The organism is Chitinophaga pinensis DSM 2588 (genome assembly GCF_000024005.1).
In the GTDB taxonomy this organism is placed as follows: Bacteria; Bacteroidota; Bacteroidia; order Chitinophagales; family Chitinophagaceae; genus Chitinophaga; species Chitinophaga pinensis.
The window spans coordinates 4,356,494-4,371,276 of record NC_013132.1 but is presented as its reverse complement, the minus strand read 5'-3'; the positions used below and the strand labels follow the sequence as shown (position 1 = coordinate 4,371,276).

Here is a 14,783-nt window from a genome sequence, read left to right as displayed (position 1 = left end):
TATATTTGTTATATTAAACTAAATTAATTAACTAATGTCAGATTATAAAACGGCAATTGATAGGTTGCAGAAACTGGACCTCAGTACCTACCCGTACAACGAGATTAAAGATCTCATTCAGCTATTCGGAAAATTCGGCATTATTCAAATGACGCTACACAAAGGTAAAGTTTTGATAAGAGCAAGGCCAAATACGGACGGTCAACCATCCTTTACCAAAAGATCTGAGCTTTCATATACACCATCTGCTTTCAATAAAAAGTACCAAAGGGCAAGTACACCAAATCAAACTATGTTTTATGCAGGGACTATACCAGAAGGTATTGCACCGGACGAATTGAATAATGCAAGAATTATAGCCTCCTTAGAAACATCCCATCTATTAAGAAACGCTGGTCATGAAGGCGAGCAGCGTGTGACTTTTAGCAAATGGGTAGTTACCCATGATATTCCTTTAGTTGCTGTCTGCTATAACAAAGATTTTGTGACAAAAAGTTCACACACTAAAGAACTATATGATTCCTACCAAAATTCAGTTGCAGGTTTGGATGACTATTTGAGAGATAAGTCACTTGCAATAAGTGAATTTTTGGCTAGCGAATTTGCTAAAACTGATGTTGACCCAGATTATAAGTATATGATTTCTGCGATTTTTGGTGAGACTGTAGCCAATACTAATCATGCAGGTGTTTATTTCCCAAGCGTCAGGGCAGATGCTAAAGGCTATAACGTTGCAATAAATCCAGAATTTGCAGATAATTGCCTTCAACTCGTAGCAGCCGGTGAATGCACTATATACAAAAAAGGAGAGAATACAATAGTGGATAATGAAACTGTATGTACGATTACAGATGACAGTATACCATTTGAACTTTTGCCCATTGATGCTCAATACCGTGTTGGAAGGGACTCGATATTAAAAGAACTGAATACAAAGACAAAATAGAGGGTATTCAAAGATTAACTGTGAAGAACTGATGGCCATGCTGGTTTGGGACTAAAAAACCGGTGGCCAATTTTTATAAGGCCACCGGTTTTTATGAACTAATTGATAAGTAACCTTTGCATTGTTGCGACAAAATCCGGGAAAAGCTCATCAAACTCCGCACGCTTATCTTGAGGCACGTCTTTATCTAAATCAAGAGATGCCAGCTTGATAAATGCTACACTGGAGCCTAAAGCATTGGCAATTTTCTCTAGACTATTTTCACTGGGATGCTTTACACCTGTCTCAATGTAGGATAATCCTGTCTGAGTTATACCAATCTTTTCTGCCAACTCTTTTTGAGTAATGTTTTTTTTAGTGCGGAGTGTCTGTATTGCTTTTCCTATGTTCATTTTATGGAAACATTTTAAAGACAGCAGCAAAAAAATCCAAGATTGCTTGCCATCCCTCTGAAACAGAAGAGTGTTTTATCTTCTCTTTCAGGGTTAATAAATTTCTATAAAGTGCTTCCCTATCGTCCACACTTAGTTTTTTCTTTGTTTCTATTATAGCGATGGAATTCTCCACTATTAACAGTTGTTCAGCTTTTTCCTGATCCATGAAATGAAAAAAATTTGATTAGTAAGTAAATTCTTGTACTGTATATTCAAGGACTTACCTATTTTATCTTCTTTTCCATCATCTGGAGTGATATGTAATATTCGAACTATACTTCTTAAATGAAACTTTATATCACGAAACCCGTTTAGAATTATTTTGCGGTAATATGCCTTAATCCTATACTTAGTTTGTGAAACACGCTTATTAATAAACTGGCAAAATGCTATTAAACTCGCACTGATCCCATCAGGAGGTGCACCATTGTGTTCCCAGTAATTTTGATAGTTTGCATACTCAGATAATAAACTAATCTTAAAATCGTCAGTATGGAATGCCACCTCATAACGCCATTTCTCAACCCGACTTGGTTTAGAAGAAATAATACCAGATTCATGTTGAAAATCACGTATGGATGCTTCTTTAAGAATCTTTTTACGATTCTTAAATGCTGACACCTCTACAAAGCTATCAATCAGAGATAATAAATTCTTTCGTGACCTTTCCGTTAACCTAGATAGATAGTATGTTACATTATCGCTGAAAACATTGATATCAGCGAGTTTTGTAGGAGTATCAAGAACAGCAATAGCCGTGGAGGAAGAATAACTACCTTTCGTTTGGAACGGGACTATATGTTCAATGTCAAGATTAAACCAATCATCTTCAAGAACATTATCAGTTTTAATCCAGCTGGATCCGTGATGTGGGGCATTTATAATATTGGGAAAACCCTTCTGTACATCACGATATAGAAAGTATAATTCATGGAGCTCCACTAATCTTTTAAAGTACGAGCTTTTCCCCTCAGAGTTATTACCCTCTAAGATTAAATTCTTATTTAAGTGATTAAATGGATACGACTGAATCATTAACTCAAAGTTAATATAATTATCAATATGAACTTTGAGTTAATATTAAACTTTATTTTTAATATGTGTATTCAACTGTAAATTAATATTTACGTCAGATGTAATCTTGGATTAAAATATCATAGCCGAGAGCCGGTCCTATGGTAATAATAGGGTTGGGAGATGAGACTTGAAAATAACTTCCATTTGTATGCTATTGTAAATCTGATTTTTACTATAGTATAGCAATCCGCATATTAATATTATTTAGGACTAACCCAAAATTAAAGGAGAGCGTTACATCTGTAACACGTTCAATAGGATAAATAAATCTATCAATGGAAGGTTCGTTTCCTCCTGTTCTGGGCACCCTGAATGGCAAACGCCGGACATGTTATCTCCGGCGTTTTTGTTTTGTACGCTTTATAATGTTAAGACCAACTAGCTCACTACAAAAACCAACCTACTAATAGTTAGTGTCATTTGGTTCGAGAACGTTCCACTACTGGGCACGTAAAATAGAAATCCGCTCTAGCAGCGGATTTTCTGTTTTTGTGTATTTATAGCTATTTTATAAATCATTTATAATCACTCCCAAATAGGTTCGATTCCGGTGTTGGCTTCATCAAACCTCGGCTATGAGAATTAGAGTTACAATAGGTGGACCAAAACTATCTCATAGATCAGCTAATACATGTTCGTCTCTCCCTATAAGTATCTTCAAAGCAAGCTTTTTCGTGCTTTCATTTATAAACTTTAGTTGGTCGGTTCCTATAACGCCGGGATATATGGCCTTTTCCAACTCGTTGCCAGTATCCTTCTCTTCTGTGTTTATATATAGACATGTAAAAGGAGTAAGCGGGAAATAGAACTCACAATTAGCTCCAAATCCAGTTCCATTCTCAACTCGACCGTCAAAAAACGTAAAACCAGGATTATCAGAAGTAATGAATTGTAGCCCATCAGGTGCATGAAGTATATACTGTTTGGAATTATATAGATCAATACTTACACTATTGACACCGGATGCCGGCGAAGTATTTAGGTGACCACTAAGATACATGTCGCGCATATAAGCAGGATCTGAAGCGTGCGTCATCAGTTTCTGCCGAATTTGCTGATCCGACGGCATCTGAATTTCGGTACCCTCAATTTGCTCAGTCAGGAATTGCTTAAATTTTATCAAAGCTTCGTCTGTAACGTATCGCTGTTGGAAATTTTCGATGAGCGCTTTTCTAAAAGAAGGATTACGACGCTTAATAGTAACAAGTGTTTCTATAAATAACCGATATGCTTGCCCATTTAGGATTTTTGGGGCCTTGTAGAAATCGGTGATGAGAACAATGATATTACCGTAGTTATTCTCCTGCAGCTTAAAAGCTTCCTTTTCTATGTGATACTCATCAGTAACGTTATTAAAATACGCACTTTGTGCACCATTAAAGCGATTACCATCTATTTCATAACAAATCTTTGATGGCGTGGTAATAGCTATCTTATCGTAATCCAAACGCTTCTTCAATAAATTCCCACCAAGGTTGGCAAATTGTTTTAAATAGCAAACCGGTACATAGTGATGATTTTTGGGTGGATTATGCTTCATACTACAAATTGTGGTATATAAATTTAGAGGACATCAAATACTATAAATCTATGGGCTAATGGTTGTTTGACAATATGCCATTTTAGTTACTATCTCAGTAAATATTTGATTAAATCACTTCTAGTGCTTCCTTCAATGCATCCAAATAGAGTTTATATTCGGTTTCAATATCGCTTTTCTTGGCGGTATCAATTAATATTTTCTTAAATTTTTGTTTTAACTCTTTGTCCTTATTTACGGCCTTCTCTATATTATAATTAGCATTCTTACTAGAATCATAAGTGTAAATGTATCCATGTTTCTTAAATTGGTTTTCTATATGTGATGAAGTCAGAAAATCTTCCATGGTAGAAACTTTTTTACATATATCCGCATAAGCTAGCCACCGATTCTGGAAATCTGGATAATTCTTAGTAAAATCTGCTCTTTTATTATTTGATGTTTCATCTGAATCTGCCACAATAACAAATTTCTTATCTGCCAAATTCAATATTTGCACCAAGGTCTCCGCCCCCGCGATTCCATTCAAATAAACTTGCCCGTAAGTGCTAAAAACCTTTTCCAAGTTAAAACTCTTGCAATAAAAAGAAAAAAGTGCCTTATCAAGATATCCTTCAAATACAATATTCTTTGCTTTCAGGCATTCAAAAATGCTTACGCCTACAGCCCTTCTAAGTAATTCATCGCTGGCAAAAGGAGCATTAGAAATATTTTTTTTTAGCGAAGTTATATCATCATTTTTTTCAACAATAATATGGCGACCAATCACTTCGGAGTCAATCATATATTGAGAATGCGTTGAATAAATAATTTTAGACTTCTTACTAATTTCGATAAGCTCATTCTTCAAATATTGAGCACTTGTCGGATAAAGACTTTGATCAGGCTCATCAATTAAAATAATGTCATTGTCTAACATTTTGTTTGCTCTGGACTGAGTAGACAACATTAACAATATGCTAATGAACTTCTTAAATCCGTCACTACGATCTTCGAAATTATATTTGGCCTTTTCTACTACCTTAATAAGCATTTCATCTCCGTTCGGTAAGATTTGAATCGATGTATTTTTAAAATCCTTCCATATCTTTTGAAACGTAGTAGACACTTTTTGGGATAATTGTTCTAAAAGATTGAGATAGTCGCCATCTTCGGACATAGCCGTTTCAAACTCTTTTTTTATATTCTCACGGCCACACAAAGCAAAAATATTCTCTAGTGCCTTACAAGTCGAAGGATTAGAGATAAAATTATCAATATTTACAGCACTGGGAAGAAGATAACTATCATTATATTGCCAATAATGACAGTTAATTGGATTTTCATTATAGAGTCCCTTTACGATTTCAAATATTGATCTTGATAAATTAAACTCACTCCCAATATCAAACGAAATATTGTTCCCATTTATAAAAAGTGGGTGCTTTAATTTCACATATTCGGAACTATTAGTCCAATATGAAAACTGAGGGCTTGCATTATCGCGAATATTGACATTTATAAGGAGATTATAAAACATAGCTTTGATATAGTCGCGAATAGAGATCTCTTTCACAAAAACTATATTTTCAATGCCACTATATGTTTGGAAAAAAGACTCCTCAACCTTAGTAAAGTCCTCTTCAGTAAGTTTAAAAACAGCCCTTACAAAAAAATCTGTTAATACTTCGTTCCCCAGTCGTTTTCTTTTGTCCTTTCCTGATACTTTATATAAATTAAAAAGGGCTGCAATTGCCTTTAGCACATTAGTTTTCCCCGCTTCATTTTTACCTAACAAGATTAGGCAATTGTGGGGAAAGGTTATTGTCTCATCTTTTATCGACCGAAAATTTTGAATGCTTATTTCTTCTAATATCATTTTTGGGGAATAAATTTAAACTGAAAATAATGTTGTTAATTTCAATTTTTTATTTCAATATCTAGTTAACCGAATGTTAATAACAAAAGAATTCAGATAACATTATACTTAATTGCTTTGTAATATTAATTAATTTGTCAATATCGAAAATATTCGGTTCGATTTTCCCTTGTATAGCTTTATCTCGAGTAGTTGGGTTACGTATTAATCCAAACAGGAGCTTTATTAAACTAGCCAAGCTCAGATCCAACTTTGGTACCTATCTATAAGAAGTCGATTCTCAAGATTGAATTATCAATTTAAAAGTCATCCTTAGCAACTTTTTTCCGTCGGTTGTTGCCACCGATTTGTTCCGTTACTCCATTACCGCCATTTGCATGAATGTTTAATGTCACTAATTTAATAAGTCCTATTTGAATTTTTACAGTTTGCACAACATCTCTACGATTTATTCCATCTGTACCTTAACACCCTTTAATCTTGCCAGACCACCTAGTGCTTGTCAAAACCAAAACAGCCCCAATCATCGACTGGCTTAACACCATTTGACTCGTTCAAACCATCTGCGACCATTTGAGTATTTCATCAAAAAATCCCCTAATAATAATACAGCTGCTGTACGATGATGGAGTTACTAACGTTGATCCTTCACCATATTTAATACAGGATAATAAGCAGATGTCCCAGGCACTGTACTAGATTTATTAGCTGGTATATCAGTATATGACGGCAAACTCATTCCACTACTTACTTAAGAATTGGTTGTGTCAATTTTTGCAGTATCAGTAGAAGTTAAGTATTCATAGTAGTTCAATCGATACTTATAGCCCTTTGCATCAAAAATTCCACAGGATTTCAATGTTGTGCAGGATACCGTCAAAAGTCTTATAATACGCATAGAAAAAAAAGCGGTGATAATATGGTTGTGTAATTGGAATATAAATAAGTCTGGGACTGCCAATCAACTCGTTTCTATTAGTAATTATAGTGGTGTTCTCAGAATACTGGATCAAATTTGCCAGATTAGAAATTAAAAACAATACTGAGTGCTTGGTATTGTTGAGAGTCGCAATTTTAAGACACACGTTAGCTCAACTTCTTAAAAATCAACGCAAGTTGGTTCGAATGTATTCCGCTACTGGGCACAAAAATAGCAAGACCCGCTCTAAGAGCGGGTCTTGCTATTTTAATGATATTTTACAATCTCGCTAACTAATTGATTTTAAATTTAAAACAGGTTAGATTCGCGATTTCAGGTATTACCACTTAAGACAAGATAAGCCCCAGTCATTGCACTTCGCAGTCCAGGATGGCTGAAACAACTTCACTAAAGGCATCAAACCAGCTAATACTCTTGCGATCAGCATACACTTGGATTTGCCCGGGCCATCCGGGATTACTCTTGGTTATCTGATGTCTATTTTTTAGCCATGTGGACACCTGTTCACTAAGGTTGACATTTCCTTCTGATCCGATTTCAAAACCTGTGATGAATGCAACTATTTGCTCTTTATCTAACCGATAAACATACATTAAGGGTCTTCTAAGAAAATGTATTATGACTTCCTTATGTTTGGATCTCATTGGATTTGCGATGTTATTAAGATTTGTATTTTACAATTGCAATATTGGGAAGGGCAATTAGATTGTCTTCCAGAAACGCCTGGCGCCCTAAAGTGTGATGCTAGTGTCAACATAGCCAGAATTTTTTATGGTGAAAATCTATCACACTGGGACCGTCTGAACAGCCACCTACACCTTGTGAGCCTTTGTCGGCAGCATTATGTCCGATTATCCATTTTCCTGTTTTACGATGCTTCATAATAACTCCGCAATCAATCATCTCTCCTACTTTTCCCGAAAGATTACCTCCATTGTGAATAACATAGATAGAATCTCCTTTAATCTTTACAAGCACGGTGGCTCCAAGTGATTTTCCATGCCATTCTGAAAAAGCAACATGGTAAACATATGTGCCATTTTGGGGCTTCTGTGCATATATATTGCCAGTACAAATAATACAAAGGAACAAGATGCCCAATATATGTTTCATGAATAATAGTAGTTTTTTAAAGCAGGTTATTCTATCACCAGTGAACGAGTGTAATAATAGAAATAGAATTTTACTTTACGAAGGTATGATTGCGGCATGTTATTTCAAATAATCTATGTTTCATAACTTAACTTATTAATAATCAGCACAAGTTGGTTCGAGTTTATTCCGCTACTGGGCACGTAAAACAGAAAGTCCGCTCTAGTAGCGGATTTCCTGTTTTATGCATAATTCCTTCTTCCTATAATATACTCTTATTCAACCTATAACAGGTTCGATAAATAAAGTTTTCAACCTGGGAAATTCTTTGACGGTCCAAGCTTCGCAAGGATTACCAAGTACCGTCAGGAGAAAATAGCAAGTCTATTGGGCAATCCAAATCGTAAAGCCATTGATATCCGCCAACTTCTCCTTGCTCAAAAGGTTCTATCAACTGAATCATCTCTCGATATAATGATATAGTTAATGCACATTCAAAATTTACCTTATCCTTGGTTTTCACCCCTCGTCTTTGTTTGATATGGTAAAAACTAAATTGCAATTGACTAATTCGACAAAATCAAAGGATGATAGGTTAAGCGTCCCGCTACCTTTTAGAATTTTTTCATTAACCTTTTCTTTAAAGATTTTAGCTTGGATTGCATCAAAATCATATAGACGGACAAGTTGGTTTGATACCACTTGTCGAAATTTTCCACCTACGCTGATATCATCAAGGAATTCTATCTTCATCACGCAAAATATATCTGTTAATTGACTTTTTCAACACAATAGTTCCTAAATCCTGTTTTTTCTAGGTCAACCTATTATTAACCAATCTGCTTAAAAGCAACACGAATTCGTTAAAAAATGTTCCGCTACTGAACACTTGGCGAAAGCCAGAGGGAATTCTATCCGGGTTTCTTGTTTTAATTACTGTCGGATCTTAACATGATATTAAACATTTAATTCAATTCCTTTGTTAACTCTTCTCGCGAAACAGCGAATCAAATATCATAAGTAACGCACAGGGTTTGCTGCTGTGCTGGTATTAATATTCGTCAGCCAGCATAGCAGCCCCGCGCTGTCCATCAACAACCGCCTTTTTGAGGGGCACGTTTATAAATCATTTTGCTATCCCGTTCTACATAGTCACCCGCTACTATTGGATACGCATACTTGGGCGCGTATGATACAAAATGACTTCTTAAAATTATTTTGTCATTCACTTCCAGGCTATGCAATTGCTGAAATTCATTAGACTTCTCAAGCCCCAAACTGAGAATATAATCGTCGCCATTAATCCTGACCATCACTCCGAAACCTAATCTTGAGCCTGGTGGCAGAGAAAGAGAGGTTACAACAGCCTCCATATTGGAAGAGGTACTCACCTGGTTCCTTATCTTAGCAGCACTGGCAAGCACTTTCTTACCTGCGGGAGACGCTTCCCATTTTTTGAACTTTATACCTTCCAGGGTAGTCTCCCATTGTGTCAATTCGGCTTTCATTTCAGCAGCAGAAGGAGGCTTTGGGGCTGTTTTTTTAGAAGGTTCATTTTTGATTTCGCGATTGGCAAATACTAGTCCGCCTGCCACCGCCAGCGGCAAGATCAGCGCATAAATAACTTTTTTCATATTTATTGTAGTTTTAATTAACATAGATCTACATCCTGGTAAATCAGATCTGTTGAACGTTGGTGCAACAAAACTACTTTGATTTATTTCAGCCGAAGGAGTCCGTATTGTAAATAAAAGTGTAAACTTTGTAAATAATACCCTGACATTCTGCTTGTTAGGAGAAATCCCCTGTCCGTTAAACAAAAGCACCAGTGCGGATGCTTACTACTTTTGTTTATCCCTGGAATCTACGTGGCTTTCAGTATAACCGGCAATGATGACTTTGGACTTTTTCAGAAGAGAGGCCCTGCTTCGCTGGATTGGACATGAACTGCTTTTACAGTCGGGCGACAGTACATCATGCCCACTTCCGGTAATATAGAGCACCGAAAGCTTTCACTTTTCAGCCGGCGTCTCTGCTGAATATTCCCCGGGGGCGGGTTCGAAGAAGCTCCCAAATGCAAATGACTATGTTGCTTGAAGTTCAGGGGAAGGAGACATTCTATTTGGGCTCCGTGCTGCTCGATTAAGAGAGTCAGAGGCTCGTAATAAATGGGAAAAGCCACCAGGTGCGCATACAGATTATGGTAGCTTCAGTATTTGTGTTTTGTAAGATGACATTAACCATGACGTGCCCTGCCCGGATTGTGGCATTCCGGGCAGGCGGCCAATCGGGGAAAAGATAACATTATTTCTTAACTGCCAGCGGCTGTCCATCGCCACCGAGGTACACTACAAATAACACGACGTCAGTATCGCCCTTATTGGTCCCTTTGTGGTAGGTATCATAAGATTCAACAAAACTGGCGCCTTTCTTATATTCAGCGGGCTGATGCCCCTCTATTTCAACTGTCAATGTACCTTCCAGTACATAAGAAAATACAGGGATCAGGTGTTTGTGCCATCCTGTAGTCTCCCCTGGAGGAAAGGTGATTTTCGCCATTGTAACCTTTGCATCTTTAAACTGTGGGTATGTGATTTTCTGGCCGATAGAGTTGACGGTAGTGTCGACTAACTTTTCGATCTTCAGTTTTCCCGCATACTGCTGTGCGTGTAAGGTTGTTGTGACGAAAATGAGTAGTGTCAGAATGATCTTGCGCTTAAATGACATTGATTTGTGAGTTTTAGTGTAAATATATCATCAAACTATTAATTTCACAGCATCCCATCAACAAGAGTATAGCACCTCTATACAGATGTTAACCTAAATGGCTCAAGCATCCATATCATCCATTAAGCTGAGTATTCCATAGTCAATCAGATTATAACCGCTGAAGGCGGCTTTCAATTTCGCATCTATCTCTTTTATCAAAGAGTATTGTCCGAATTGAGACACAGGCTCTCTGAGATCAAAGAAATACCTGGGGCTATCCCATATTGCATATTCTAATCGTTTAAACATGATATTCTTCTGGCCAAGTTCTGCTGCTGCTTTGAAAGAATGGACGTTTGCAGATGATATTCCCGTATACGTCCATTCCTGACTTAATACCAAAGGAATGGAAGAGTAAATTTTCTGCTCTTCATTTGTTTTTATAGAAAACTGAACACACCAACTCTTATCATCGTTTTTAACAAGTTTGCGCTGAACATCTGAGAGATTTGACAAGCTTTGATTTAATAGTTCCTGAAAATCATGCTCCATTCTAACTACATCACCTTCCAACCAGTGTTGCCATTCGTAAATACCAGTATCCGAGTAATCAAGGGCATTCAGTAACCAATAATCCTCACCTCCATTATCTCCTACAACAACATACTTATCTCTGATATCAATAGGTAAGTTGCAAGCTGCACTAACGAAATCGCTTTCGCGACTTAACAATCCAAAAACAAAATCCTGCCTTACTCCAAATAACTTTAGAAAGTCTCTATAGTAATCAGGGAATTTCTGTGCTATACTTTGTTCTAAATCCGTCAACTCACTATCGGATAACCCATAATAAAATACATAATCTCTAAAAGGATAGAGTTCCTCCAATATTTTGTCGTAAGAAATACTCATTTTATAAACTGACTACTTTTACCTGTAAAGATATTATTTCAAATCCATTCATCGGTATGCCCTTAATTGGTATCCGAAGTACTTACCGGGTGAAAACATACCACCCTACCCTTCCATATCATCGGGAAAAAGGGTTCCTTACTTATAATTGTTTCCTGACCGGCAACTATTTTGAGAACGATCGCCATGCAGATTACCTCGAATACATTCCTATGACGCATAATCAGCACACCGTGAGAAGATTATTAAAACAAATACCTCGAAAGCGCAGAAGAATGTCCCGGTTCCGGGATGGTAAGACAACCTGTCGGCCGCTGCTGAGCACCTGACTGGCGCCGGAGATAGTATCTCCGGCGTTTTTTATCTTTAATCCTTTGCCAGACCGTGTTTTTTTTTCTTAACATTTTTGTCTAACAAAATAATATTTATCGCATATTTGTACTGTAAAGACGGAAGCATTAATATCTAAATGAAACTTCGTGGGCCTGATTATTCGATCATTGAGTTATATTCATCCAGACAATGCGGAGCTATTCCAGGATTTGAACCTTATATTAAACGATGGAGATAAAGCCGCATTAGTTGGAATAAATGGTGTAGGAAAGTCAACATTACTACGCATCATCTCGGGAAAATTGCAGCCAACGGCCGGGGAGATCATTAGTGAGGAACAACCCTGGTATGTACCGCAGCACCTGGGCGACTACGATACATGGTCTGTCGCCAGGGCGCTGGGCGCCGAAGCCAGACTAAAAGCATTACAGGCAATTCTGGCAGGTGATACCGATCCGGAACACTTTACAGTGCTGGGAGATAATTGGGACATTGAGAACAGGGTGAAACAGGCACTCGATAAATGGGGCCTGATGCATCTGCATGAAAATCGTTTGCTGGGAAGTCTGAGCGGCGGACAGAAAACAAGAGTGTTTCTGGCAGCCATGGAGATGAACAGTCCGGCGCTTATTTTATTAGATGAGCCCTCTAACCACCTGGATAGGACAACCCGGATGAAACTCTACCATATGATCATGCAAAGTAAATCCACCATGCTGATCGTCAGTCATGACAAGTCATTGTTGAATCTCATGAACAAAATCCTGGAACTCAATGAAAAAGGTATAGAAGTATTTGGAGGTAACTTTGACTTCTATCAAAGAAAAAAAATAGAAAAGGTTTATGCCTTGCGCGCCAGACTAAACGCTCAATCCAAAGCATTGAGAGAATCAGAAAAAAAGGCCAAAGACATGGGAGGACTAAGAGCCCAACAAGAACTAAAGGGCAGGTCAGTGGGACTTAGCAACTCAATACCACGTATCATTGCCGGTGGTCTAAAAAACAAAGCAGAGCGCAGCACCGCAAGAATGCTGAATGCCCATGAAGAAAAGATAACCAGCCTTCGACATACTATTGAGGCTACCAAAGCACAGATCGAGGAATATGAATTACTCAAATTCAATATCAAGACGCCCGAACGAACACCCGGGGAATTACTCATAGAGATGGTAGATGTCAACTTCAAATACACTGAGAGTACATTATGGCATAATCTTAGTTTTCAAATCAAATCAGGCGAAAGAGTGCAGATTGAAGGAGATAATGGAAGTGGTAAAACCACATTATTAAAGATTATCACACACGAGCTGCAACCCTTTACCGGTAGCTATAATAGTACCGGCTTCTCTTATTTTTATCTTGACCAGGATTATTCAACAATAGATCCCACACTAAGTATTTATCAGCAAATTGAATCCTACAATAAGTATGGACTGGAAGAAGACGAACTAAAGCAGCTACTCATATCTTCACAGTTTAACCCGGAATATTTTGATAGAAAATGTGCAGACTTAAGCGGGGGCGAGAAAATGAAACTATCTTTGAGTTGCCTGCTGGTAAATAACCAGGCGCCCGATATACTCATTCTCGACGAACCTACCAATAACCTGGATGTACAGAGCCTGGGCGTATTGACCTTGGCAGTAAAGAATTTTGAAGGTACCTTGCTAGTGATTTCACATGACGAATACTTCATCAACGAGATTGGAATCGACTATAGCATCATTTTAACTTAATAAAACATGCCGCTTAAAAATACTGGTACGGAACAGCTCATAAAAGATACCGCCAAACAACTATTATTTGCAGAAGGTAAACTACACGCTACTACGCAGGAAATAGCAGACGCTGCCGGCGTTAACAGAACCGCCCTTCACTATTATTTCCGCTCCCGGGATCAGCTGATCGCTGCTGTATTTCAGGATGCAATGCAGGGCCTGAGTCAACGCCTGGATGAATGTATGCTATCAGAAACATCTTTCAGGGAAAAGACAGCCAATATCATCGCCGTTTTTCTGAAAGACATGATTGCTTTCCCTTACCAGGAAACATTCCTTATCACTGAAATCAATACCTTCGGTAAAAAGCTAATTACAAACATACAATCAGAACCCGTAAAGTCTTATTTAAAAGAGGCATCTGATGAAATGGAAAAAGGATCCATCGACAAAATGGAACCCATTCATTTTTTAATGAACTTATTCTCGCTGATGTCATACCCCCTAATTATGGCCCCCCTTTATAAAAAACTATTCCGTGTGTCAGAAAAGGAGTTCCAACGCCTGATAAACGAGCGGGAAACACTTATTATGAACATGCTGTTCAAAAGCTGATGATAAAACCAAAGGTAATCTCTTTCATCCAGCACCTAACGCCCCCAAACACATCTCCCCTACGTTTACCATCTGAAATTTCCACTTTCAGGCTCTGATTTAACCGTTTCCGGCTATTCACTTCTCCCAATAATCCTCACCTTTGCAATACTAAACGCCGGTTATACTGCGCAGTTAACCTGATTAAAATTAAACTTTATGGTTAAGTTAGCGATTCTATTAACACGTCGGCAAGGCATGACTCATCAGGAATTTTTAAACTACCGCCGGGATATCCATGCTCCCTTGCTATTATCAATTCCGGAGACCAAACAATATCTTCGAAAATTTGTCGTATCTGCCCCCGTCCCGGCGGCAAATTATCCGGCTCCGGCATATGACGCTATGGTAGAGGCCTGGTTTGATAATCAGGAAGACCTGAATGCATTCTTCCAGTCAGATAATTTTATCAATATAGTCGATCCTGATCACATCAACTTCCTCGATATATCTTCCGTCATAAGATTGGTGACAGAAGAAACGGTGGTTGTATAAACTATTGGGTATTGCGCTAACCGCATAAAGCATTCGGTGACCGCAATACCCAAATCATCTATTTCCTAACTTTGC

14 protein-coding genes are annotated in these 14,783 nt (G+C 37.8%); 4 read left to right on the top strand and 10 right to left on the bottom strand.

Annotated features, from left to right (window positions below):
- Nucleotides 1-34: 34 nt before the first annotated feature.
- On the top strand, nucleotides 35-946 hold the full coding sequence (locus tag CPIN_RS17395) for an RES family NAD+ phosphorylase (RefSeq protein WP_012791145.1): 912 nt from the start codon (nucleotides 35-37) through the stop codon (nucleotides 944-946).
- Between the two features lie 98 nt (nucleotides 947-1,044).
- Here the strand turns inward: CPIN_RS17395 and CPIN_RS36735 are convergent, their stop codons facing one another.
- The 10 genes from CPIN_RS36735 to CPIN_RS17340 all read right to left on the bottom strand — a co-directional run bounded on the left by CPIN_RS36735 (nucleotide 1,045) and on the right by CPIN_RS17340 (nucleotide 11,508).
- Entirely contained in the window at nucleotides 1,045-1,338 is a 294-nt protein-coding gene (locus CPIN_RS36735) for a type II toxin-antitoxin system RelB family anti-toxin (RefSeq protein WP_012791144.1), read from the bottom strand.
- A 1-nt stretch (nucleotide 1,339) separates the two neighbouring features.
- Nucleotides 1,340-1,546: a hypothetical protein gene (locus CPIN_RS17385; protein WP_012791143.1), complete on the bottom strand. Its 207-nt coding sequence runs from the start codon at nucleotides 1,544-1,546 to the stop codon at nucleotides 1,340-1,342.
- Complete coding sequence (locus CPIN_RS17380; protein ID WP_012791142.1) at nucleotides 1,516-2,415, bottom strand: hypothetical protein; 900 nt, start codon at nucleotides 2,413-2,415, stop codon at nucleotides 1,516-1,518. The genes CPIN_RS17385 and CPIN_RS17380 overlap by 31 nt, the downstream gene beginning before the upstream one ends.
- 655 nt (nucleotides 2,416-3,070) lie before the next feature.
- Nucleotides 3,071-3,997 (bottom strand): DUF4238 domain-containing protein, encoded by a 927-nt coding sequence (locus CPIN_RS17375; protein WP_012791141.1) that lies wholly within the window; start codon nucleotides 3,995-3,997, stop codon nucleotides 3,071-3,073.
- Between the two features lie 109 nt (nucleotides 3,998-4,106).
- Nucleotides 4,107-5,855, bottom strand: a complete 1,749-nt coding sequence (locus tag CPIN_RS17370) for an ATP-dependent nuclease (RefSeq protein WP_012791140.1) — start codon at nucleotides 5,853-5,855, stop codon at nucleotides 4,107-4,109.
- Between the two features lie 1,690 nt (nucleotides 5,856-7,545).
- Entirely contained in the window at nucleotides 7,546-7,908 is a 363-nt protein-coding gene (locus CPIN_RS17360; protein WP_012791138.1) for a hypothetical protein, read from the bottom strand.
- A 498-nt stretch (nucleotides 7,909-8,406) separates the two neighbouring features.
- Nucleotides 8,407-8,640 (bottom strand): hypothetical protein, encoded by a 234-nt coding sequence (locus CPIN_RS17355; protein WP_044218993.1) that lies wholly within the window; start codon nucleotides 8,638-8,640, stop codon nucleotides 8,407-8,409.
- Nucleotides 8,641-8,978: 338 nt separating this feature from the next.
- A complete protein-coding gene (locus CPIN_RS17350) occupies nucleotides 8,979-9,521 on the bottom strand; it encodes a hypothetical protein (protein ID WP_012791137.1) in 543 nt (180 codons plus the stop codon).
- Between the two features lie 670 nt (nucleotides 9,522-10,191).
- Nucleotides 10,192-10,614 carry a cupin domain-containing protein gene (locus CPIN_RS17345; RefSeq protein ID WP_012791136.1) on the bottom strand — a complete coding sequence of 141 codons (423 nt, stop codon included), beginning with the start codon at nucleotides 10,612-10,614 and terminating at the stop codon, nucleotides 10,192-10,194.
- Between the two features lie 102 nt (nucleotides 10,615-10,716).
- The gene (locus CPIN_RS17340; RefSeq protein WP_012791135.1) at nucleotides 10,717-11,508 is read right to left on the bottom strand and encodes an SMI1/KNR4 family protein; all 792 of its coding nucleotides are present in this window, start codon (nucleotides 11,506-11,508) and stop codon (nucleotides 10,717-10,719) included.
- A 542-nt stretch (nucleotides 11,509-12,050) separates the two neighbouring features.
- On the opposite strand from CPIN_RS17340, the gene CPIN_RS17335 reads away from it, so the two are divergent.
- The 3 genes from CPIN_RS17335 to CPIN_RS17325 all read left to right on the top strand — a co-directional run bounded on the left by CPIN_RS17335 (nucleotide 12,051) and on the right by CPIN_RS17325 (nucleotide 14,708).
- On the top strand, nucleotides 12,051-13,577 hold the full coding sequence (locus CPIN_RS17335; protein ID WP_222838215.1) for an ABC-F family ATP-binding cassette domain-containing protein: 1,527 nt from the start codon (nucleotides 12,051-12,053) through the stop codon (nucleotides 13,575-13,577).
- A 6-nt stretch (nucleotides 13,578-13,583) separates the two neighbouring features.
- Entirely contained in the window at nucleotides 13,584-14,174 is a 591-nt protein-coding gene (locus tag CPIN_RS17330; protein WP_012791133.1) for a TetR/AcrR family transcriptional regulator, read from the top strand.
- Nucleotides 14,175-14,372: 198 nt separating this feature from the next.
- Nucleotides 14,373-14,708: an EthD domain-containing protein gene (locus CPIN_RS17325; protein ID WP_012791132.1), complete on the top strand. Its 336-nt coding sequence runs from the start codon at nucleotides 14,373-14,375 to the stop codon at nucleotides 14,706-14,708.
- Nucleotides 14,709-14,783 lie beyond the last annotated feature (75 nt).

Coding starts and splice junctions, on each gene's coding strand:
- CPIN_RS17395 (WP_012791145.1), top strand. CDS start 35: ATGTCAGATTATAAAACGGCAATTGATAGGTTGCAGAAACTGGACCTC.
- CPIN_RS36735 (WP_012791144.1), bottom strand. CDS start 1,338: ATGAACATAGGAAAAGCAATACAGACACTCCGCACTAAAAAAAACATT.
- CPIN_RS17385 (WP_012791143.1), bottom strand. CDS start 1,546: ATGGATCAGGAAAAAGCTGAACAACTGTTAATAGTGGAGAATTCCATC.
- CPIN_RS17380 (WP_012791142.1), bottom strand. CDS start 2,415: ATGATTCAGTCGTATCCATTTAATCACTTAAATAAGAATTTAATCTTA.
- CPIN_RS17375 (WP_012791141.1), bottom strand. CDS start 3,997: ATGAAGCATAATCCACCCAAAAATCATCACTATGTACCGGTTTGCTAT.
- CPIN_RS17370 (WP_012791140.1), bottom strand. CDS start 5,855: ATGATATTAGAAGAAATAAGCATTCAAAATTTTCGGTCGATAAAAGAT.
- CPIN_RS17360 (WP_012791138.1), bottom strand. CDS start 7,908: ATGAAACATATATTGGGCATCTTGTTCCTTTGTATTATTTGTACTGGC.
- CPIN_RS17355 (WP_044218993.1), bottom strand. CDS start 8,640: ATGAAGATAGAATTCCTTGATGATATCAGCGTAGGTGGAAAATTTCGA.
- CPIN_RS17350 (WP_012791137.1), bottom strand. CDS start 9,521: ATGAAAAAAGTTATTTATGCGCTGATCTTGCCGCTGGCGGTGGCAGGC.
- CPIN_RS17345 (WP_012791136.1), bottom strand. CDS start 10,614: ATGTCATTTAAGCGCAAGATCATTCTGACACTACTCATTTTCGTCACA.
- CPIN_RS17340 (WP_012791135.1), bottom strand. CDS start 11,508: ATGAGTATTTCTTACGACAAAATATTGGAGGAACTCTATCCTTTTAGA.
- CPIN_RS17330 (WP_012791133.1), top strand. CDS start 13,584: ATGCCGCTTAAAAATACTGGTACGGAACAGCTCATAAAAGATACCGCC.
- CPIN_RS17325 (WP_012791132.1), top strand. CDS start 14,373: ATGGTTAAGTTAGCGATTCTATTAACACGTCGGCAAGGCATGACTCAT.